The organism is Streptomyces sp. B15 (genome assembly GCF_018070605.1).
Lineage (GTDB): Bacteria > Actinomycetota > Actinomycetes > Streptomycetales > Streptomycetaceae > Streptomyces > Streptomyces smyrnaeus.
The window spans coordinates 1-18,778 of sequence record NZ_JAGPXJ010000088.1; the positions used below are offsets into that span (position 1 = coordinate 1).

17 protein-coding genes are annotated in these 18,778 nt (G+C 69.6%); 2 read left to right on the forward strand and 15 right to left on the reverse strand.

The window, feature by feature from the left end; genetic code table 11:
• Window positions 1–59 precede the first annotated feature (59 nt).
• Window positions 60–554, forward strand: a complete 495-nt coding sequence (locus KBY19_RS29155; protein ID WP_210967038.1) for a hypothetical protein — start codon at window positions 60–62, stop codon at window positions 552–554.
• Window positions 555–655: 101 nt separating this feature from the next.
• On the forward strand, window positions 656–1,216 hold the full coding sequence (locus tag KBY19_RS29160) for a hypothetical protein (RefSeq protein WP_099883420.1): 561 nt from the start codon (window positions 656–658) through the stop codon (window positions 1,214–1,216).
• Between the two features lie 97 nt (window positions 1,217–1,313).
• On the opposite strand, the gene KBY19_RS29165 is transcribed toward KBY19_RS29160, so the two are convergent.
• From KBY19_RS29165 to KBY19_RS29235, 15 genes are all read right to left on the reverse strand, one after another.
• Window positions 1,314–1,697, reverse strand: coding sequence for a cupin domain-containing protein (locus KBY19_RS29165; RefSeq protein WP_099883419.1), 384 nt, complete (start codon window positions 1,695–1,697; stop codon window positions 1,314–1,316).
• Window positions 1,698–1,864: 167 nt separating this feature from the next.
• Window positions 1,865–3,544, reverse strand: coding sequence for an NADH-quinone oxidoreductase subunit NuoN (nuoN, locus tag KBY19_RS29170; RefSeq protein ID WP_099886709.1), 1,680 nt, complete (start codon window positions 3,542–3,544; stop codon window positions 1,865–1,867).
• Between the two features lie 5 nt (window positions 3,545–3,549).
• Window positions 3,550–5,211 carry an NADH-quinone oxidoreductase subunit M gene (locus tag KBY19_RS29175; protein WP_099883418.1) on the reverse strand — a complete coding sequence of 554 codons (1,662 nt, stop codon included), beginning with the start codon at window positions 5,209–5,211 and terminating at the stop codon, window positions 3,550–3,552.
• Window positions 5,212–5,214: 3 nt separating this feature from the next.
• A complete protein-coding gene (gene nuoL / locus KBY19_RS29180) occupies window positions 5,215–7,161 on the reverse strand; it encodes an NADH-quinone oxidoreductase subunit L (protein ID WP_185017846.1) in 1,947 nt (648 codons plus the stop codon).
• Between the two features lie 13 nt (window positions 7,162–7,174).
• Window positions 7,175–7,474, reverse strand: a complete 300-nt coding sequence (nuoK, locus tag KBY19_RS29185; RefSeq protein ID WP_019354175.1) for an NADH-quinone oxidoreductase subunit NuoK — start codon at window positions 7,472–7,474, stop codon at window positions 7,175–7,177.
• Window positions 7,471–8,400: an NADH-quinone oxidoreductase subunit J gene (locus tag KBY19_RS29190; RefSeq protein ID WP_099886708.1), complete on the reverse strand. Its 930-nt coding sequence runs from the start codon at window positions 8,398–8,400 to the stop codon at window positions 7,471–7,473. Before KBY19_RS29190 ends, nuoK begins: the two co-directional genes overlap by 4 nt.
• A gap of 17 nt (window positions 8,401–8,417) precedes the next feature.
• Window positions 8,418–9,089, reverse strand: coding sequence for an NADH-quinone oxidoreductase subunit NuoI (gene nuoI / locus KBY19_RS29195; RefSeq protein ID WP_099883416.1), 672 nt, complete (start codon window positions 9,087–9,089; stop codon window positions 8,418–8,420).
• Window positions 9,082–10,518 carry an NADH-quinone oxidoreductase subunit NuoH gene (gene nuoH, locus KBY19_RS29200; RefSeq protein ID WP_209213158.1) on the reverse strand — a complete coding sequence of 479 codons (1,437 nt, stop codon included), beginning with the start codon at window positions 10,516–10,518 and terminating at the stop codon, window positions 9,082–9,084. Before nuoH ends, nuoI begins: the two co-directional genes overlap by 8 nt.
• Window positions 10,515–13,025: an NADH-quinone oxidoreductase subunit G gene (locus KBY19_RS29205; RefSeq protein WP_210967039.1), complete on the reverse strand. Its 2,511-nt coding sequence runs from the start codon at window positions 13,023–13,025 to the stop codon at window positions 10,515–10,517. The genes nuoH and KBY19_RS29205 overlap by 4 nt, the downstream gene beginning before the upstream one ends.
• Entirely contained in the window at window positions 13,022–14,410 is a 1,389-nt protein-coding gene (gene nuoF, locus KBY19_RS29210) for an NADH-quinone oxidoreductase subunit NuoF (RefSeq protein WP_185019475.1), read from the reverse strand. Before nuoF ends, KBY19_RS29205 begins: the two co-directional genes overlap by 4 nt.
• A 5-nt stretch (window positions 14,411–14,415) precedes the next feature.
• Window positions 14,416–15,150: an NADH-quinone oxidoreductase subunit NuoE gene (nuoE, locus tag KBY19_RS29215; protein ID WP_210967040.1), complete on the reverse strand. Its 735-nt coding sequence runs from the start codon at window positions 15,148–15,150 to the stop codon at window positions 14,416–14,418.
• Window positions 15,147–16,475: an NADH-quinone oxidoreductase subunit D gene (locus tag KBY19_RS29220; RefSeq protein WP_099883412.1), complete on the reverse strand. Its 1,329-nt coding sequence runs from the start codon at window positions 16,473–16,475 to the stop codon at window positions 15,147–15,149. The genes nuoE and KBY19_RS29220 overlap by 4 nt, the downstream gene beginning before the upstream one ends.
• A complete protein-coding gene (locus tag KBY19_RS29225; protein ID WP_099883411.1) occupies window positions 16,475–17,248 on the reverse strand; it encodes an NADH-quinone oxidoreductase subunit C in 774 nt (257 codons plus the stop codon). The genes KBY19_RS29220 and KBY19_RS29225 overlap by 1 nt, the downstream gene beginning before the upstream one ends.
• The gene (locus tag KBY19_RS29230) at window positions 17,245–17,799 is read right to left on the reverse strand and encodes an NADH-quinone oxidoreductase subunit B family protein (protein ID WP_099883410.1); all 555 of its coding nucleotides are present in this window, start codon (window positions 17,797–17,799) and stop codon (window positions 17,245–17,247) included. The genes KBY19_RS29225 and KBY19_RS29230 overlap by 4 nt, the downstream gene beginning before the upstream one ends.
• 11 nt (window positions 17,800–17,810) lie before the next feature.
• Entirely contained in the window at window positions 17,811–18,170 is a 360-nt protein-coding gene (locus KBY19_RS29235; protein WP_019354165.1) for an NADH-quinone oxidoreductase subunit A, read from the reverse strand.
• Window positions 18,171–18,778: the final 608 nt, after the last annotated feature.

An 18,778-nucleotide genomic window follows, 5' to 3' on the forward strand; every position in this document is an offset into this window, starting at 1 on the left:
GGGGGGGGGGGGGGGGGGGGGGGGGGGGGGGCGCGGGGGGGGGGGCCCCCGCGCTGCTGGTGGGCGGGTGCGGCAGTGACGACGACGGGAACAGCGGCAGCCCGGGCGGGAGCGGCGTCGAGGTTCCCGACCCCGGCGACAAGCGGCCCGACCTGGACGACGAGCCCGGCGGCGACGGACCCCCCGCCGGCGAGGACAGCGGCGGCTCCGGCGGGAGCGGCGGCTCAGTCGATCCGGCCGCGCTGACCGGGTCCTGGACCACGCATCCCATGGTCGAGGGCGACTCCGTCGTCCTCGACGTCACCGAGGACAAGCGCGTGTCCATGATCATGCCGGCGCGTTGCGAAGGCGCGCTGAGCGGCAAGACCCTCGACCTCAGCTGTACCGAGGGCAAGAAGGGCTACACCCACGGGGTCCTCAAGAGCGCCTCCGGGAAGAACATGACCGTCTCGTGGGGCAACGGCCGCACGGTGAAGATGCAGCGGATGAAGTCGAACCTGCCCGACGCCCCCGAGCCGCCCTCCGACTTCCCCTCCGCCGAGGACCCCTTCTGACCGTCCCGCCACCGGGCCGGGACCGGCCCGCAACACTCCCCTGCTAGGTTGTCGTGACCCTGCGGAAATCATCACCAGGGAACGGCGATCGAGGAGGGGAAGTGCGCACGTCAGCGCGGATGACGGGGGCAATGGCCGCGGCGGCGGCGATCGCGCTCCTGGTGAGCGGCTGCGGCAGCAGCGACGACGGCAAGGACGACGGAAAGAAGGACAAGAAGGCGGAGCAGGACAAGCCCGCCGAGCCCACCCCGACTCCGAGCGAGCGGCCCGCCGGCAAGGCGGAGCTGCCCGGCGTGTGGTCGACGCAGGCGGACGGCGGAAAGCTGACACTGACCGTCGTCGGCGACGCCGCTTCTCTGCTGCGGGAGAAGAAGATGTGCAACGGCCGGGTCATGGACTCGGGCAGCGACAAGTCGCTCGTGCTCAAGTGCCCCGGCGGCACCGGTGAGGACCGCACCAACGGCACGGTCGAGAAGGTGACGGCCAAGTCGTTGCAGGTCTCCTGGAACGGCGGCGCGACCGACACCTACACCAAGGTGGCCAAGGCCCCGGCGAAGCTGCCCACGGACCCAGGCGACCTGGGAGAGGTGCCCGACCTCCCGGACAAGCTGAAGAAGATCACCGAGGAGCCCGGCAAGGTCCGGGAGTACCCCGGCAACTGAGCCCCGGGGCGTGACGCATCGCGCCGCGCCCCGGGCCTGCGGGGTTCACGCGGCGGGAGCCCCGGGCCCACGGACGCCGCGCCGTGGACCCGCCTCTTCAGGGGTCGCGCGGCGAGAGCAGATGCACCGACTCCTGCTCGCGGGGATCGGTGCGCGCCACCACCACGGTGACGGGCTCCTCGCCGGTGACCGGCATATGCGGCATGTTCGCGGGGACGTAGACCATGTCACCCGGGTGAAGGGTGTCGCGGTTCGAGAGGTCCTCCCCGTGCCAGATCTCGTGCGCGCCGCTGACCACGTATATGGCCGACTCGTGTCCCGCGTGCAGATGGGGCTCGCCCCGGGAGTTCGCCGGGATGTGCAGGACGTGCAGGCACAGCCCCTTGGCACCCACCGACTCGGCCGAGACCCCCTCGGTGAAGATCCCGCCTTGCTTCCCCTCGTAACCGCCGTTCTCACGGCGGAGAATCACACAACCCATGCCTTGAATTCCTACCGTTTCAGCGCACTTGTTGTCACCGGTACCTCACCAGAGGCCGCCAGAGGCCCGGTCGTGGGTCTCTGGCGGCCTCCCGATGAGCATTGCGACCGACATCTACGACGCGGAACGGCGGGCCGGCCGGGGCCGTTGCATGGTCACCGTCTTCGTCACCGTACGAACACCCCCGCTTGCCCTGCCAGATCCAGGAAGTACTGCGGCGCCACACCGAGCACGACCGTGACCACCACGCCGAGCGCGATGGCCGAGGTCGTCATGACGCTCGGCACGGCCACACTCGGCCCGTCGGCCTGCGGCTCGCTGAAGAACATCAGAACGATGACCCGCAGATAGAAGAAGGCCGCGATGGCCGAGGCGATCACGCCGACCACGACCAGCGCGCCCGCTCCGCCCTCGGCCGCCGCCTTGAACACCGCGAACTTCCCCGCGAAACCGGACGTTAGAGGGATACCCGCGAATGCCAGCAAGAAGACAGCGAAGACGGCAGCCAGTAGCGGCGAACGCCGCCCCAGCCCCGCCCACTTGGACAGATGCGTCGCCTCGCCGCCCGCGTCCCGCACCAGGGTGACCACCGCGAAGGCGCCCAGCGTCACGAACGAGTAGGCGCCCAGATAGAACAGCACCGAGGAGATGCCGTCCTCGGAAGTGGCGATGACACCCGCCAGCAGGAAGCCCGCGTGCGCGATGGAGGAGTAGGCCAGCAGCCGCTTGATGTCCGTCTGGGTGATGGCCACCACGGCGCCCCCGAGCATCGTCAGGATCGCCACCCCCCACATCACCGGGCGCCAGTCCCAGCGCAGCCCCGGCAGCACCACGTACAGCAGCCGGAGCAGCGCGCCGAAGGCCGCCACCTTGGTGGCCGCCGCCATGAAGCCGGTGACCGGCGTGGGCGCGCCCTGGTACACGTCCGGGGTCCACATGTGGAAGGGGACGGCGCCGACCTTGAACAGCAGCCCCATCACCACCAGCGCGCCGCCGATCAGCAGCAGCGCGTCGTTGCCCGTCGTGTCGGCCAGCACCGGGTCGCTGGTGGCGTCGGCGCCGGAGACGACGCGGGCGATGGCCGAGTAGTTGACGGTGCCGGCGTAGCCGTACAGCAGCGCGGTGCCGAACAGCAGGAACGCCGAGGAGAACGCGCCCAGCAGGAAGTACTTGACCGCCGCCTCCTGGGACAGCAGCCGCCTGCGCCGGGCCAGCGCGCACAGCAGATACAGCGGGAGGGAGAAGACCTCCAGCGCGATGAAGAGGGTCAGCAGGTCGTTGGCGGCCGGGAAGAGCAGCATGCCGCCGACCGCGAACATCAGCAGCGGGAACACTTCGGTGGTCGTCCAACCCGCCTTGACGGCCTGCTGCTCGCCCTCACCGCCGGGCACCGCGGCCGGCTGCGCGGCGAAGGAGTCCACCCGGCTGCCGTTCGCGGCCGGCTCCAGCCTGCGCTCGGCGAAGGTGAAGGCGCCCACGATGCCCACCAGCAGCAGGGTGCCCTGCAGGAAGAGCGTCGGCCCGTCGATGGCGAGCGCGCCCATCCCGGCGATCTGCGCCTTGGTGGTGCCCACTCCGCTCGCCGCCAGGCCGATGACGGCGGCGAACGCGGCGGCCAGCCCCGCCAGTGTGACGAACAGCTGGGCGCTGTAGCGGACCTTGCGCGGTGCGAAGGCGTCGATGAGGACACCGAGCGCGGCGGCACCGAGGACGATCAGCACCGGGGACAGCTTGCCGTACTCGATGCTGGGGGCCTGGAGCTTGTCGCCCGCGTCGGCCGCGACTGTCCACAGGCTGTGGATGCCGGATGCTCCCGGCCCGCCTCCCGCCGACGCCACGTCTGTCATACCGGTCACTCGTGGTCACCTCCGCCGTGTCCAGCCGGCTTGTAGTCGAACCACGCCGAGGGATCGGCGTGGTCGGCGACGGGATGCTGCGGCTTGGGGTCCTTCTTCTGTACATCCGAGAGGGTGTGCTCCACCGCGGGGTTCACGATCTCGCTGAGCGGCTTGGGGAAGACGCCGAGGAAGACCAGCAGCGCGACCAGCGGCGCCACCACGGCCAGCTCCCGCACCTTCAGATCGGGCATCCGCTCGATCTCCGGCTTGCGCACCGGGCCCGTCATCGTGCGCTGGTAGAGCACCAGCACATACAGCGCGGCGAGGATGATGCCCGCGGTGGCGATGATCCCGGCCACCGGATAGCGGCTGTAGGTGCCCGCCAGCACCAGGAACTCGCTGACGAACGGGGCGAGTCCGGGCAGCGAGAGCGTCGCCAGGCCGCCCACCAGGAAGGTGCCCGCCAGCACCGGGGCGACCTTCTGCACTCCCCCGTAGTCGGCGATCAGGCGCGAGCCGCGGCGGGAGATGAGGAAGCCGGCGACCAGCATCAAAGCGGCGGTCGAGATGCCGTGGAAGACCATGTAGAGCGTCGCGCCGCCCTGGCCCTGGCTGGTCATCGCGAAGATGCCCAGGATGATGAAGCCGAAGTGCGAGATGGAGGCATACGCCACCAGCCGCTTGATGTCCCGCTGGCCGACCGCGAGCAGCGCCCCGTACAACACGCTCACCAGCGCCAGGCCGAGCACCACGGGGGTGGCCCACTCGCTGGCGTTCGGGAACAGGCCCAGGCAGAAGCGGAGCATCGCGAAGGTGCCGACCTTGTCCACGACCGCCGTGATGAGCACCGCGATCGGCGCCGTGGCCTCCCCCATCGCGTTGGGCAGCCAGGTGTGCAGCGGCCACAGCGGGGCCTTGATGGCGAAGGCGACGAAGAAGCCGAGGAACAGCAGCCGCTCGGTGCTGGTCGACATCGTCAGCTCGCCGTCGGCCCGCGCCCTGAGCAGCTCGGGCAGCGAGAAGGTCCCCTCGCCCAGGCTGTCCGAGCTGACGACGAACAGCCCGATGACGGCCGCCAGCATGATCAGCCCGCCGGCCAGGTTGTAGAGCAGGAACTTCACCGCGGCGTACGACCGCTGCTTGGCGCCCTCCTCCTCACCGGCCGCGTGCGCCCGGTCTCCGAAGCCGCCGATGAGGAAGTACATCGGGATGAGCATGGCCTCGAAGAAGATGTAGAAGAGGAAGACATCGGTGGCGGCGAAGGAGACCAGCACCATCGCCTCGACGGCGAGGATCAGCGCGAAGAAGCCCTGGGTGGGCCGCCAGCGGCTGGTGGCCCGCTCGTCGGGGTCGGGGTCGGCGTCGTGCCAGCCGGCGCCGATGACGAACGGGATCAGCAGCGCCGTCAACGCCATCAGCGCCGCGCCGATCCCGTCGACGCCCAACTCGTAGCGGACCCCGAAGTCGGAGATCCAGGCGTGCGATTCGGTCAGCTGATAGCGGGCGCCGTCCGGGTCGAAGCGGACCAGCACCACGGCGGCCAGCACCAGCGTGGCCAGCGAGAACACCAGCGCCAGCCACTTGGCGGCGGTGCGCTTGGCCGCCGGGACGGCGGCGGTGGCAACGGCCCCGACGGCGGGCAGCGCTGCCGTGACCGTCAGCAAGGGAAATGACATAACTCAGACCGCCCTCATCAGCAGGGTCGCGGCGATCAGCACTGCCGCGCCGCCGAACATCGAGACCGCGTAGGAGCGGGCGAAACCGTTCTGGAGCCGCCGCAGCCGTCCGGACAGACCCCCGAAGGTGGCGGCCGTGCCGTTGACGGCGCCGTCGACGACCTTGTGGTCGACGTAGACCAGACTGCGGGTCAGATGTGTACCGCCGCTGACCAGCACCACATGGTTGAAGTCGTCCTGCAGCAGATCGCGGCGGGCGGCGCGGGTGAGCAGATTGCCGCGCGGGGCCACGGCCGGCACCGGCTTGCGCCCGTACTGGAACCAGGCGGCGCCCACACCGATGACCAGCGCCACGACCGTCGCCGTGGTCACCGTGGCGGCCGAGACCGGGGAGTGCCCGTGCTCGAACGCGGTCACCGGCTCCAGCCAGTTCACGAAGGACTCCCCGGCCTTGAACAGGCCGCCCGCGAAGACGGAACCGAAGGCCAGCACGATCATCGGGATCGTCATGATCTTCGGGGACTCGTGCGGGTGGGGTTCGGCGTGCTCGCCCCGCGTCTCGGCTGCGGGCTCCACATCCGGCCGGTCCGGGGAGGGGGTGGCCGCCTTGCGCCAGCGCTCCTCGCCGAAGAAGGTCATCAGCATCACCCGCGTCATGTAGTACGCGGTGATCGCCGCGCCCAGCAGGGTGACCGCGCCCAGGATCCAGCCCTCGGTGCCGCCCTTGGCGAAGGCCGCCTCGATGATCTGGTCCTTGGAGAAGAACCCGGACAGTCCCGGGAACCCGATGATGGCCAGATAGCCCAGCCCGAACGTGACGAAGGTGACGGGCATGTACTTCCGCAGCCCGCCGTAGCGCCGCATGTCGACCTCGTCGTTCATGCCGTGCATCACCGAACCGGCGCCGAGGAAGAGCCCGGCCTTGAAGAAGCCGTGGGTGACCAGGTGCATGATGGCGAAGGCGTAACCGATCGGGCCCAGCCCCGCGGCCAGGATCATGTAGCCGATCTGCGACATGGTCGAGCCCGCCAGGGCCTTCTTGATGTCATCCTTCGCACAACCGACGATCGCACCGAACAGCAGCGTGACCGCGCCGACGACGACCACCACCAGTTGGGCGTCCGGAGCGCCGTTGAAGACGGCACCGGAGCGGGTGATCAGATAGACGCCCGCGGTCACCATCGTCGCCGCGTGGATGAGGGCGGAGACCGGGGTCGGGCCCTCCATCGCGTCGCCGAGCCAGGACTGCAGCGGCACCTGCGCCGACTTGCCGCACGCCGCCAGCAGGAGCATCAGCCCGATCGCCGTCAGCTTGCCCTCGCTCGCCTCGCCCGCGGAGGAGAGGACGGGCGCGAAGGCGAAGGTGCCGAAGGTGGTGAACATCAGGAAGATGGCGATGGCCAGGCCCGCGTCACCGACCCGGTTGACCAGGAACGCCTTCTTCGCCGCGGTGGCCGCGGTCGGCTTGTGCTGCCAGAACCCGATCAGCAGATACGAGGCGAGACCCACGCCCTCCCAGCCGACGTACAGCAGCAGGTAGTTGTCGGCGAGGACGAGCAGCAGCATCGCCGCCAGGAACAGGTTGAGATAGCCGAAGAAGCGCCGCCGCCCCGGGTCGTGCTCCATATAGCCGACCGAGTAGAGGTGGATGAGCGTGCCCACGCCGGTGATCAGCAGGACGAACGTCATCGACAACTGGTCGAGCTGGAAGGCCACATCTGCCTGGAAGCCCTCCACCGGCACCCAGGAGAACAGCTTGCTGTGCATGGCCCGGTGCTCGGCGTCCTCCCCCAGCATGGAGAAGAACAGCACCGCGCCGATCGCGAAGGAGACCGCGGCCAGCAGTGTGCCCAGCCAGTGCCCCGAACGGTCCAGGCGCCGCCCCCCGCACAACAGCACCGCGGCACCCAACAGGGGCACCCCGACGAGCAGTCCGATCATTGACTCCACTGGTTCGTACCCCTTACAGCTTCATCAGGCTGGCGTCGTCGACCGAGGCCGAGTGGCGGGCGCGGTAGAGCATGACGATGATCGCCAGACCCACCACGACCTCGGCGGCGGCGACGACCATGACGAAGAACGCCATGATCTGGCCGTCGAGGTTGCCGTGCATCCGGGAGAAGGCGACCAGCGTGAGGTTGGCGGCGTTCAACATCAGCTCGATGCACATGAACACCACGATGGCGTTGCGCCGGATCAGGACGCCGGCGGCGCCGATGGTGAACAGCAGCGCTGCCAGATAGACGTAGTTGATCGGGCTCACTTGGCGGCCTCCTCGCGCTCGGTCCCGCGCCCGGTGGTCGTCTCCTCGTCGTCCGGCGTCCCCTCCTGCGACCGCTCCGCCGCCGCGTCCCGTTCGAGGGCGCGTTCGCCGGGGTCCTTCGGGCCGGGGTAGGTGGACCGGCCGTGGTACTCGGCGGTGCGCTGCTCGATCGCGGCGAGCTGGGCGAGCTGTTCGGCGTTGACCTCGCGGATCTGGCCGCGCTTGCGCAGGGTGGGGTTGACGCTGAGCTCGGCGGGTGAACCGTCGGGCAGCAGCGCGGGGCGGTCGACCGCGTTGTGGCGGGCGTAGACGCCGGGCGCGGGCAGCGGCGGCAGCTGCTTGCCGGCGCGTACCCGCTCGATGGCCTGCTCGCGCTGGGACTTGTTCTTCTCGACGCGCTCGCGGTGGGTGAGCAGCGTGGCGCCGACCGCCGCGACGGTCAGCAGCGCGCCGACGACCTCGAAGGCGACCACGTACTTGGTGAACAGCAGCGAGGCGAGCGCCGGGACGTTGCCCTGGGCGTTGGCCGCCGCCAGTCCGTTGAAGCTGCCCACCGAGACCTGGCCGATGCCGGCGATCAGCAGGATGCCGAGTCCGAGCCCGCAGCCGGCCGCCATCCAGCGCTGGCCCTTGAGGGTCTCCTTGAGGGAGTCGGCCGCGCTGACGCCGACGAGCATCAGCACGAACAGGAACAGCATCATGACCGCGCCGGTGTAGACGACGATCTGGACGACGCCCAGGAAGTAGGCGCCGTTGGCGAGATAGAACAGCGCCAGGATGATCATGGTTCCGGCCAGGCACAGCGCGCTGTGCACGGCCCGGCGCATCAGTACGGTGCCCAGCCCGCCCAGCACGGCGACGGTGCCCAGCACCCAGAACTGCAGGGCCTCGCCGGTGGAGGTGGCGGTGGCCGCGAGATCGGTCATCGGAACGGCGAGGTCGGTCATCGCTCGCCCTCCCCGCTGCTGGTCACGACACCGTGCGTCATACGCCCCGACGGCGCCGCGTCGAAGGTGGCGTCCCCCGCGGCGGCCGGTTCGTCGACGCCGAAGGTGTCCGCCGACTTCTGCGGCGCCCCGGTGTCGGTGGGCGTCTGCCGCACCGTGCCGGGCGCCGCCTCGGTGACCAGGCCCTGGTAGTAGTCCTTCTCCGTCATCCCCGGGTAGATGGCGTGCGGCGAGTCGACCATGCCGTCTTCCAGGCCGGCGAGCAGTTCCTCCTTGGTGTAGATGAGGGACTCGCGGCTGTCGTCGGCCAGTTCGTACTCGTTCGTCATGGTCAGTGCCCGGGTGGGGCACGCCTCGACGCACAGGCCGCACAGGATGCAGCGCAGATAGTTGATCTGGTAGACGCGGCCGTAGCGCTCGCCGGGCGAGTAGCGCTCCTCCTCGGTGTTGTCCGCCCCCTCGACATAGATCGCGTCGGCGGGGCAGGCCCAGGCGCACAGCTCGCAGCCGACGCATTTCTCCAGCCCGTCCGGATGCCGGTTGAGCTGGTGGCGGCCGTGGAAGCGGGGCGCTGTCGGCTTCTTGTACTCGGGGTACTGCTCGGTCAGCCGCTTCTTGAACATGTCCTTGAAGGTCACGCCGAAGCCGGCCACGGGGTTCTCAGGCACCGTCAGCCCCCTTGCTCTCGGTGGTTCCGTCTGTAGCGGTGGTCGATCCGCCCGCCTGGGCGCCGACCGGCTCGCGCTCGCGGTCCCGGTCGGCACGCGAGGGCCGCCGCGGCACCGGTGGCAGCGTCTGCCCGGGCAGGGGCGGTACGGGGTAGCCGCCCGCCATCGGATCGAACGGCTGTTGCGGGCCTGCCTGTCCGCCCTGCTGCTGTTCCTCCTCTTCCTCCTCGCCCCCGCGGAAGAAGTCCACGACGAAGGTGATCAGCAGCAGCACCAGGGCGGTACCCGCCACCCAGTAGACGACCTCGCTGTAGTCCCAGCCCTCGTTGCGCATGGCGCGGACGGTGGCCACGAGCATCAGCCACACCAGCGCGATGGGGATGAGCACCTTCCAGCCCAGCTTCATGAACTGGTCGTAGCGGGTGCGGGGCAGCGTGCCGCGGATCCAGATGAAGAAGAAGATGATCACCGCGAGCTTGGCGACGAACCACAGCATCGGCCACCAGCCGTGGTTGGCGCCCTCCCACCAGGTGGAGATCGGTGCCGGGGCACGCCAACCGCCCAGGAAGAGGGTGACGGCGAGCGCGGAGACCGTCACCACATGGATGTACTCGGTCAGCATGAACATCGCGAACTTGATCGAGCTGTACTCGGTCTGGAAGCCCGCGACCAGGTCGCCTTCGGACTCCGGCATGTCGAAGGGCGCGCGGTGCGCCTCGCCGACCATGGAGACCAGATAGATCAGGAAGGAGACCGGCAGCAGATAGGCGAACCAGCCGTCCGCCTGCTCCCCGACGATGGTCGAGGTGGACATGGAGCCGGAGTAGAGGAAGACCGCGGCGAAGCTGAGCCCCATCGCGATCTCGTAGCTGACGATCTGCGCGGTGGCCCGCACCCCGCCCAGCAGCGGATAGGTGGAGCCGGACGACCAGCCGGCCAGCACCACGCCGTAGGCGGCGATGGAGGAGGTGGCCAGGATGTAGAGGACGGCGACGGGCATGTCCGTCAGCTGCATCGCCGTACGGTGCCCGAAGATCGAGACCTCGTTGCCCGCGGGTCCGAACGGGATGACCGCGATGGCCATGAAGGCGGGCACGGCACCGACGATCGGGGCGAGCAGATAGACCAGTCTGTCGCTGCCCTTGACGGTGATGTCCTCCTTGAGCATCAGCTTCACACCGTCGGCGAGCGACTGGAGCATGCCCCAGGGGCCGTGCCGGTTGGGCCCGACGCGCAGCTGCATCCAGCCGACGATCTTCCGCTCGAAGACGATCGAGAGCAGCACCGTCACCATCAGGAACGCGAAGCAGAAGACCGCCTTCAACGCGACCAGCCAGAAGGGGTCCGTGCCGAACATCGACAGGTCCTCGGCCGCCAGGCTCCGCGTTCCGGAGCCCAGCGTCCGCGCGCTCAGCGTCGTGGCGCTCATGCACCCACCTCCTGCGTGGTTTCGGGCGCGGCGGCGGCCGGTGCGACGCGCACCACGTCGCCGGGCAGCGCGCCCAGATCGGCCGGTACGCCGGAGCCGACCGAGTTGAGCGGCAGCCATACGACGCGGTCGGGCATCGCTGTCACCTGCAGCGGCAGCCGCACCTGGCCGCGCGGCCCCTGGACGGCCAGCACATCGCCGTCCTTGACGCCGACCTCGTCGGCGGTCGCGGCCGACATCCGAGCGAGGGCGGCGTGCCGGGTGCCGGCCAGCGCCTCGTCGCCCTCCTGGAGCCGGCCCTGGTCGAGCAGCAGCCGGTGTCCGGAGAGCACGGCCTCGCCCGCCTTCGGCTGCGGCGCGGTGCGTGCCGCGGGGACGGCCGCACTCGTGAGGGTGCCGTCCCGGCCGGGGCCGAGCCGGTCGATCTCGCCGCGCACCGTGCGTACGTCCGGCAGCCCGAGGTGGACATCGAGCGCGTCCGCGAGCATGTGCAGGACCCGGGTGTCGGGTTGGGTGTGGCGGCGTGTCATCTGGTCGGGCTTGAGCGCGGCCTCGAACTGCCGCACCCTGCCCTCCCAGTTGAGAAAGGTGCCGGACTTCTCCACAGCGGCGGAGACGGGAAGGACCACGTCGGCCAGCTCGGTCACCGCACCGGGCCGCAGCTCCAGGCTGACCAGGAAGTCGACGGCCTCCAGCGCCTGCCGGGCGCGAGCCGGATCCGGCAGGTCCTCGACGCCGACCCCGCCGACGAGCAGCGCGGACAGCTCTCCTTCGGCGGCGGCCTCGATGATCTGCGAGGTGTCGCGCCCCGGCTGCGTGGGGAGTTCGGCGACCCCCCAGGCGCGGGCGACCTCCGCACGCGCCTCGGCGTTGTCGACCGACCGGGCCCCGGGCAGCAGCCCCGGCAGGCAGCCGGCCTCCAGGGCGCCGCGCTCACCCGCGCGGCGCGGCACCCACACCAGCGTGGCGCCGGTGGCGGCAGCGGTCCTCACGGCCGCGGTCAGCGCGCCCGGCACGGTGGCCAGCCGCTCACCGACCAGGATCAGCGAGCCCTCGCCGCGCAGCGCCTCGGCTGCCGTGGCGCCCAACTCGTCCAGCCCCACACCGCCCGCGAGCGCGTCCAGCCACTCGGTCTCGGTGCCGGGCACGGTCGGCAGCAGGGTGCCGCCCGCCTTCTCCAGGCCGCGGGTGGCGTGGCTCGCCAGCGCGAAGGTGCGCTGCTGGTGCTTGCGCCAGGCCTTGCGCAGCCGCAGGAAGACGCCGGGCGCCTCCTCCTCGGCCTCCAGCCCGGCCAGCAGTACGGCGGGCGCGGCCTCCAGTGCCGTGTAGGTGACCCCGGAGGCGTCCAGGTCGCGGCCGTGGCCCGCGACCTGGGAGGTGAGGAAGTCGGCCTCCTCGGCCGAGTGCGGCCGGGCGCGGAAGTCGATGTCGTTGGTGCGCAGCGCCACGCGGGCGAACTTGGCGTACGCGTAGGCGTCCTCGACGGTGACCCGGCCGCCGGTCAGCACTCCGGCCCGGCCGCGCGCCGGGGCGAGTCCGCGTGCGGCGGCCTCCAGCGCCTCGGGCCAGCTGGCGGGCGCCAGCCGGCCGTCCGCGCCGCGGACCAGCGGGGTGTGCAGCCGGTCGGGGCGCTGCGCGTAGCGGAACGCGAAGCGGCCCTTGTCGCACAGCCACTCCTCGTTGACCTCGGGGTCGTTCTCGGCCAGCCGCCGCATGACCTTGCCGCGCCGGTGGTCGTGGCGCACCGCGCAGCCGCCCGCGCAGTGTTCGCACACGCCGGGCGAGGAGACCAGGTCGAAGGGGCGGGAGCGGAACCGGTAGGCGGCCGAGGTGAGCGCACCGACCGGGCAGATCTGGATGGTGTTCCCGGAGAAGTACGACTGGAAGGGCTGGTCCTCGCCGGTGCCGACCTGCTGGAGCGCGCCCCGCTCCAGCAGCTCGATCATCGGGTCGCCCGCGATCTGGTTGGAGAAGCGGGTGCAGCGTGCGCACAGCACGCAGCGTTCGCGGTCCAGCAGCACCTGGGTGGAGACGGCGACGGGCTTTTCGAAGGTGCGCTTCTTGCCCTCGAACCGGGAGTCGGCGTTGCCGTGGGACATCGCCTGGTTCTGCAGCGGGCACTCGCCGCCCTTGTCGCAGACGGGGCAGTCCAGCGGGTGGTTGATGAGCAGCAGCTCCATCACACCGCGTTGTGCCTTGCTCGCGACCGGGGAGGTCAGATGCGTCTTGACGACCATGCCGTCGGTGCACTGGATGGTGCAGGACGCCATCGGCTTGCGCTGGCCCTCCACCTCGACGATGCACTGCCGGCAGGCACCCGCCGGATCGAGCAGGGGGTGGTCGCAGAAGCGGGGGATCTCGATGCCGAGCTGTTCGGCGGCGCGGATGACCAGCGTGCCCTTGGGGACGGAGATCTGGGCGCCGTCGATGGTCAGCGACACGAGGTCCTCGGGGGGCGGGGCGACCTCCCCTCCCCCTTGGGAGGTGCCAGCAGTGGTGACGGTCACGCGTTCACCTCCAGGTGAGCGGAGCTGGGGCCATCGGCCCACGCGGTGGACTTCTCGGGGTCGAAGGGGCAGCCGCGGCCCGCGAGGTGGGCTTCGTACTCGTCGCGGAAGTACTGCAGCGAGGAGAAGATCGGGGAGGCGGCGCCGTCACCGAGGGCGCAGAAGGACTTGCCATTGATGTTGTCGGCGATGTCGGCGATCTTGTCCAGATCGGCGTGTCCCGCCTTGCCCGCCTCGATGTCGCGGAGCAGCTGGACGAGCCAGTAGGTGCCCTCCCGGCAGGGGGTGCACTTGCCGCAGGACTCGTGTGCGTAGAACTCGGTCCAGCGGGTGACGGCCCGCACCACGCAGGTGGTCTCGTCGAAGCACTGGAGCGCCTTGGTGCCGAGCATGGAGCCGGCGTTGCCGACGCCCTCGTAGTCGAGGGGCACGTCCAGATGCTCGTCGGTGAGCAGCGGCGTGGAGGAGCCGCCGGGTGTCCAGAACTTCAGCCGGTGGCCTGGTCGCATGCCGCCGCTCATGTCCAGCAGCTGGCGCAGGGTGATGCCCAGCGGCGCCTCGTACTGGCCGGGGCGCGCCACATGGCCGCTGAGGGAGTAGAGCGTGAAGCCGGGGGACTTCTCGCTGCCCATGGAGCGGAACCAGTCCTTGCCCTTGTCGACGAGGGCGGGAACCGAGGCGATGGATTCGACGTTGTTGACGACTGTGGGGCACGCGTACAGACCGGCGACGGCCGGAAAGGGTGGGCGCAGCCGCGGCTGTCCGCGGCGGCCTTCGAGCGAGTCGAGGAGCGCGGTCTCCTCACCGCAGATGTAGGCGCCGGCGCCCGCGTGCACGGTGAGTTCCAGGCCCTTGCCGGGGCCGAGCGCGTCCGGGCCGAGGTAGCCGGCCTCGTACGCCTCGCGCACGGCCAGGTGGAGGCGGCGCAGCACGGGCACGACCTCGCCGCGCAGATAGATGAAGGCGTGGTGGGAGCGGATCGCATGGCAGGCGATCACGATGCCCTCGATCAGGGAGTGCGGGTTGGCGAACAGGAGCGGGATGTCCTTGCAGGTGCCGGGTTCCGACTCGTCGGCGTTGACGACGAGATAGTGCGGCTTGCCGTCCCCCTGCGGAATGAACTGCCACTTCATCCCGGTGGGGAAGCCGGCGCCGCCGCGACCGCGCAGACCCGCTTCCTTGACGTAGGCGATCAGGTCGTCGGGGTCCATGGTCAGCGCCTTGCTCAGCGCCCGGTAGCCGCCGTGCCGCCGGTAGCCGGCCAGGGTGTAGGAGTCCGACTCGTCCCAGTGCGCGGACAGCACGGGGGTCAGCAGCTTCTGCGGGTCCGCCTCGCCGCCGGCCGGGTGCGCAGAGGTCTCGTCCTGCCCGCCGTCGTGTGTCACCGTCGTCACTTCCCCTCCTCGTCGGTTGCCGCTCCGCGCGGGGCGACGATGCCTGGGGCGCTCTCTCCCTTGGCCATCCGCAGTCCGGCGAGCGAGGCGTGACCGGCGCTGCCGGACGCCTCCACCGCACCGGCCCGCTCGTCGGGGAAGCCCGCGAGCACCCGAGCGGTCTCCTTGAAGGTGCACAGCGGGGCGCCGCGGGTGGGGGCGACCTCGCGGCCGGCGCGCAGGTCGTCGACGAGGGCGCGGGCGCTGTCGGGAGTCTGGTTGTCGAAGAACTCCCAGTTGACCATCACGACCGGCGCGAAGTCGCAGGCCGCGTTGCACTCGACGTGTTCGAGAGTGACCTTGCCGTCCTCGGTGGTCTCCCCGTCGCCCACCCCCAGGTGTTCGCGCAGCGACGCGTAGATGGCGTCACCGCCCATGACGGCGCACAGGGTGTTGGTGCAGACCCCGACCTGGTAGTCGCCGGACGCCTTGCGGCGGTACATCGAGTAGAACGTCGCGACGGCGTTGACCTCGGCCGTGGTCAGCTCCAGCAGCTCGGCGCAGAATCGTTGCCCCGTGCGGGTGACGTGCCCCTCCTCCGACTGCACCAGGTGCAGCATCGGCAGCAGCGCCGAGCGGCTGTCCGGATAGCGGGCGATGATCTCCTTGGCGTCCGCCTCCAGCCGCTCCCGTACCTCGGCGGGGTAGTCGGGCGCGGGCATCTCGGGAATGCCCATCTCGACGCTTGTCACCGGTCGACGCCTCCCATCACGGGGTCGATGGACGCGACGGCGACGATGACGTCCGCGACCTGGCCGCCCTCGCACATCGCCGCCATGGATTGCAGATTGGTGAAGGAGGGGTCGCGGAAGTGCACCCGGTAGGGGCGGGTGCCGCCGTCGCTGACGACGTGCACACCCAGTTCGCCCTTGGGCGACTCGACGGCCGCGTACGCCTCGCCCGGTGGGACCCGGAATCCCTCGGTCACCAGCTTGAAGTGGTGGATCAGCGCCTCCATGGAGGTGCCCATGATGTTCTTGATGTGGTCGAGGGAGTTGCCGAGCCCGTCGGGGCCGAGGGCGAGCTGTGCGGGCCAGGCGATCTTCTTGTCCTCGACCATGACCGGGCCCGGCTCCAGCCGGTCCACGCACTGCTCGATGATCCGCAGCGACTGGCGCATCTCCTCCAGCCGCACCAGGAAGCGCCCGTAGGAGTCGCAGGTGTCGACGGTGGGGACGTCGAAGTCGTAGGTGTCGTAGCCGCAGTAGGGCTGTGCCTTGCGCAGATCGTGCGGCAGTCCGGCCGAGCGCAGGATCGGACCCGTGGCGCCCAGCGCCATGCATCCGGCCAGGTCGAGATAGCCGATGTCCTGCAGCCGGGCCTTGAAGACCGGGTTGCCGGTGGCGAGCGCGTCGTACTCCGGCAGGTTCTTGCGCATCTTCTTGATGAACTCGCGCAGCGCGTCCACGGTCCCGGGCGGAATGTCCTGGGAGAGCCCGCCGGGGCGGATGTAGGCGTGGTTCATCCGCAGCCCGGTGATCAGCTCGAACAGGTCCAGGACCAGTTCGCGGTCGCGGAAGCCGAAGATCATGACCGTGGTGGCGCCGAGCTCCATACCTCCGGTGGCGATGGCCACCAGGTGCGAGGAGAGCCGGTTGAGCTCCATCAGCAGGACCCGGATGACGTTGGCGCGGTCGGGCACCTCGTCCTCGATGCCCAGCAGCCGCTCCACGCCCAGGCAGTACGCCGTCTCGTTGAAGAACGGCGTCAGATAGTCCATGCGCGTGACGAACGTGGTGCCCTGGGTCCAGGTCCGGTACTCGAGGTTCTTCTCGATGCCGGTGTGCAGGTAGCCGATGCCGCAGCGGGCCTCGGTGACCGTCTCGCCGTCGATCTCCAGGATCAGCCGGAGCACCCCGTGCGTGGAGGGGTGCTGGGGGCCCATGTTGACGATGATCCGCTCGTCGTCGCTCTTGGCGGCGTGCGCGGCCAGCTCGTCCCAGTCCCCTCCGGTGACGTCGTAGACGGTGCCTTCGGTGGTCTCCCGAATGCCTGCGGGTGCGTGGGTTGTGGACATCAGGTGTACGACCTCCGCTGGTCAGGAGCGGGAATCTGGGCGCCCTTGTACTCGACGGGAATACCGCCGAGCGGATAGTCCTTGCGCTGCGGAAAGCCCTGCCAGTCGTCCGGCATTATGATCCGCGTCAATGCGGGGTGGCCGTCGAAGATCAGCCCGAAGAAGTCGTACGTCTCGCGCTCGTGCCAGTCGTTCGTCGGATAGATGTCGACGATCGAGGGCACGTGCGGGTCCGCGTCGGGCGCGCTGACCTCCATGCGGATCAGCCGGTTGTGGGTGATCGAGCGCAGGTGGTAGACGGCGTGCAGCTCGCGGCCCTGGTCACCCGGGTAGTGGACACCGCTGACCCCGGTGCACAGCTCGAAGCGCAGCGCGGGGTCGTCGCGCAGGATGCGGGCGGTGCGGGGCAGGTGCTCGCGGGCGATGTGGAAGGTCAGCTCGCCGCGGTCCACCACCGTCCGCTCGATGACCTGCTCGGGGTCCAGCCCCTGCTCCTCCAGGGCGCCTTCCAGCTCGTCGGCGACCTCGTCGAACCATCCCCCGTACGGCCGGGGCGTGGCGCCGGGCAGCCGTACGGTGCGCACCAGGCCGCCGTAGCCGGAGGTGTCACCGCCGTTGCGGGCGCCGAACATGCCGCGGCGGACGTCGATGACCTCGCCCGGGTCCCCCTGCGGTACGGGCAGGGACTCCTCACCCCGCTGGGTGGGGTCGTTCTCGTTGGGGCCCTTGGGGCGGTCGGGCTCCTTGGGAGAGTTCCCGTTCGTCGCATTCATCGCAGCAGCCCCTTCATCTCGATCGTCGGTACGGCCTTCAGGGCCGCCTCCTCCGCCTCGCGGGCCGCTTCCTTCTGGTTGACGCCGAGCTTTGAATTCAGAATCTTCTCGTGCAGCTTGAGAATGGAATCCAGCAACATTTCAGGACGCGGGGGGCAGCCGGGCAGATAGATGTCGACGGGAACGATGTGGTCGACGCCCTGCACGATGGCGTAGTTGTTGAACATGCCGCCGGACGAGGCGCACACGCCCATGGAGATGACCCATTTGGGGTTCGGCATCTGGTCGTACACCTGCCGCAGCACCGGCGCCATCTTCTGGCTGACCCGGCCCGCCACGATCATCAGGTCGGCCTGGCGCGGCGAGCCGCGGAAGACCTCCATGCCGAACCGCGCGAGGTCGTATCGGCCGGCGCCGGTGGTCATCATCTCGATGGCGCAGCAGGCGAGCCCGAACGTCGCCGGGAACATGGATGATTTACGTGCCGCACCGGCCATCTTTTCGACCGTGGTGAGCAGAAACCCGCTCGGCAGTTTCTCTTCAAGTCCCATTGCTTATGCCCCTAGTCCCATTCCAGGCCGCCGCGCCGCCAGTCATAGGCGTACGCGATACCGATGAGGGCGACGAAGACCAGCATTTCGACGAGCCCGAACATCCCGAGTGAGTCGAAATGGACGGCCCACGGGTAGAGGAAGACGATTTCGATGTCGAAGATGATGAAGAGCATCGCCGTCAGGTAGTACTTCACCGGGAAGCGGCCGCCTCCCGCCGGCTGCGGCGTGGGCTCGATGCCGCACTCGTACGCCTCCAGCTTTGCCCGGTTGTAGCGCTTGGGGCCGACGATCGAGGCCACGACCACGGAGAAGACCGTGAACGCGGCCGCGATCGCTCCCAGTACGAGGATTGGTGTGTAGACGTTCACCGCTCCCGTCTCCTTCCAGGCGTCGACTCTGACTGCCGGCAGACCGCTGGGCCGCTGTGCACCCCCACGAAGATCGCTCCTATGTGAGGCAGTTCACAAGCCCTGTTCGCAGGCATCTTAAGCCCGCCCCTCTGTGATCTGCGACACGGGGGGCACCAACTGGTTTGTGATCTCCACCACCTGACGGCCAATCATCCGATCCGATGAGCGGAAATCTTCACACGCAAAGCCCCGGGATGATCACCAGAAGTGACATCCAGACGTGCTCACACCCGTCGGAGGCGGGTCGCTGTACCAAGCACGTGGCTGCAGAGGCAAATTCGCGCTGGACGGTTTCACCTGCTATGCGCGAACCACTGGCGATCGTGCACTTGTGAAGCCCGGCACAAGCTCCGAGACCCCCGCGCGACCCCGCCGAGTCCGACCCGTGACCGAGCAGGATGGGCGATAGGGGGTCAACGTCCGCTTTGCACGAAGAGTTGAGTTCGCGACCCGAGGCAAAGTGTGAGCTGCGCCACCCGCATTCCCGGCAGCCACTGCCTTCTTTGCGCTCGCCTCTTTCCCGTGGTATGCGCAGCAGGGATTCCGGCAATGCGGACAACTACGTG

Bases quoted from the DNA above. Each gene is read 5' to 3' on its own strand.
- KBY19_RS29225 (WP_099883411.1), bottom strand. From the start codon at position 17,248: ATGAATGCGACGAACGGGAACTCTCCCAAGGAGCCCGACCGCCCCAAG.
- nuoH (WP_209213158.1), bottom strand. From the start codon at position 10,518: ATGAGCGCCACGACGCTGAGCGCGCGGACGCTGGGCTCCGGAACGCGG.
- KBY19_RS29175 (WP_099883418.1), bottom strand. From the start codon at position 5,211: ATGTCATTTCCCTTGCTGACGGTCACGGCAGCGCTGCCCGCCGTCGGG.
- nuoN (WP_099886709.1), bottom strand. From the start codon at position 3,544: ATGACAGACGTGGCGTCGGCGGGAGGCGGGCCGGGAGCATCCGGCATC.
- KBY19_RS29220 (WP_099883412.1), bottom strand. From the start codon at position 16,475: ATGTCCACAACCCACGCACCCGCAGGCATTCGGGAGACCACCGAAGGC.
- KBY19_RS29165 (WP_099883419.1), bottom strand. From the start codon at position 1,697: ATGGGTTGTGTGATTCTCCGCCGTGAGAACGGCGGTTACGAGGGGAAG.
- KBY19_RS29190 (WP_099886708.1), bottom strand. From the start codon at position 8,400: ATGACCGATCTCGCGGCCACCGCCACCTCCACCGGCGAGGCCCTGCAG.
- KBY19_RS29230 (WP_099883410.1), bottom strand. From the start codon at position 17,799: ATGGGACTTGAAGAGAAACTGCCGAGCGGGTTTCTGCTCACCACGGTC.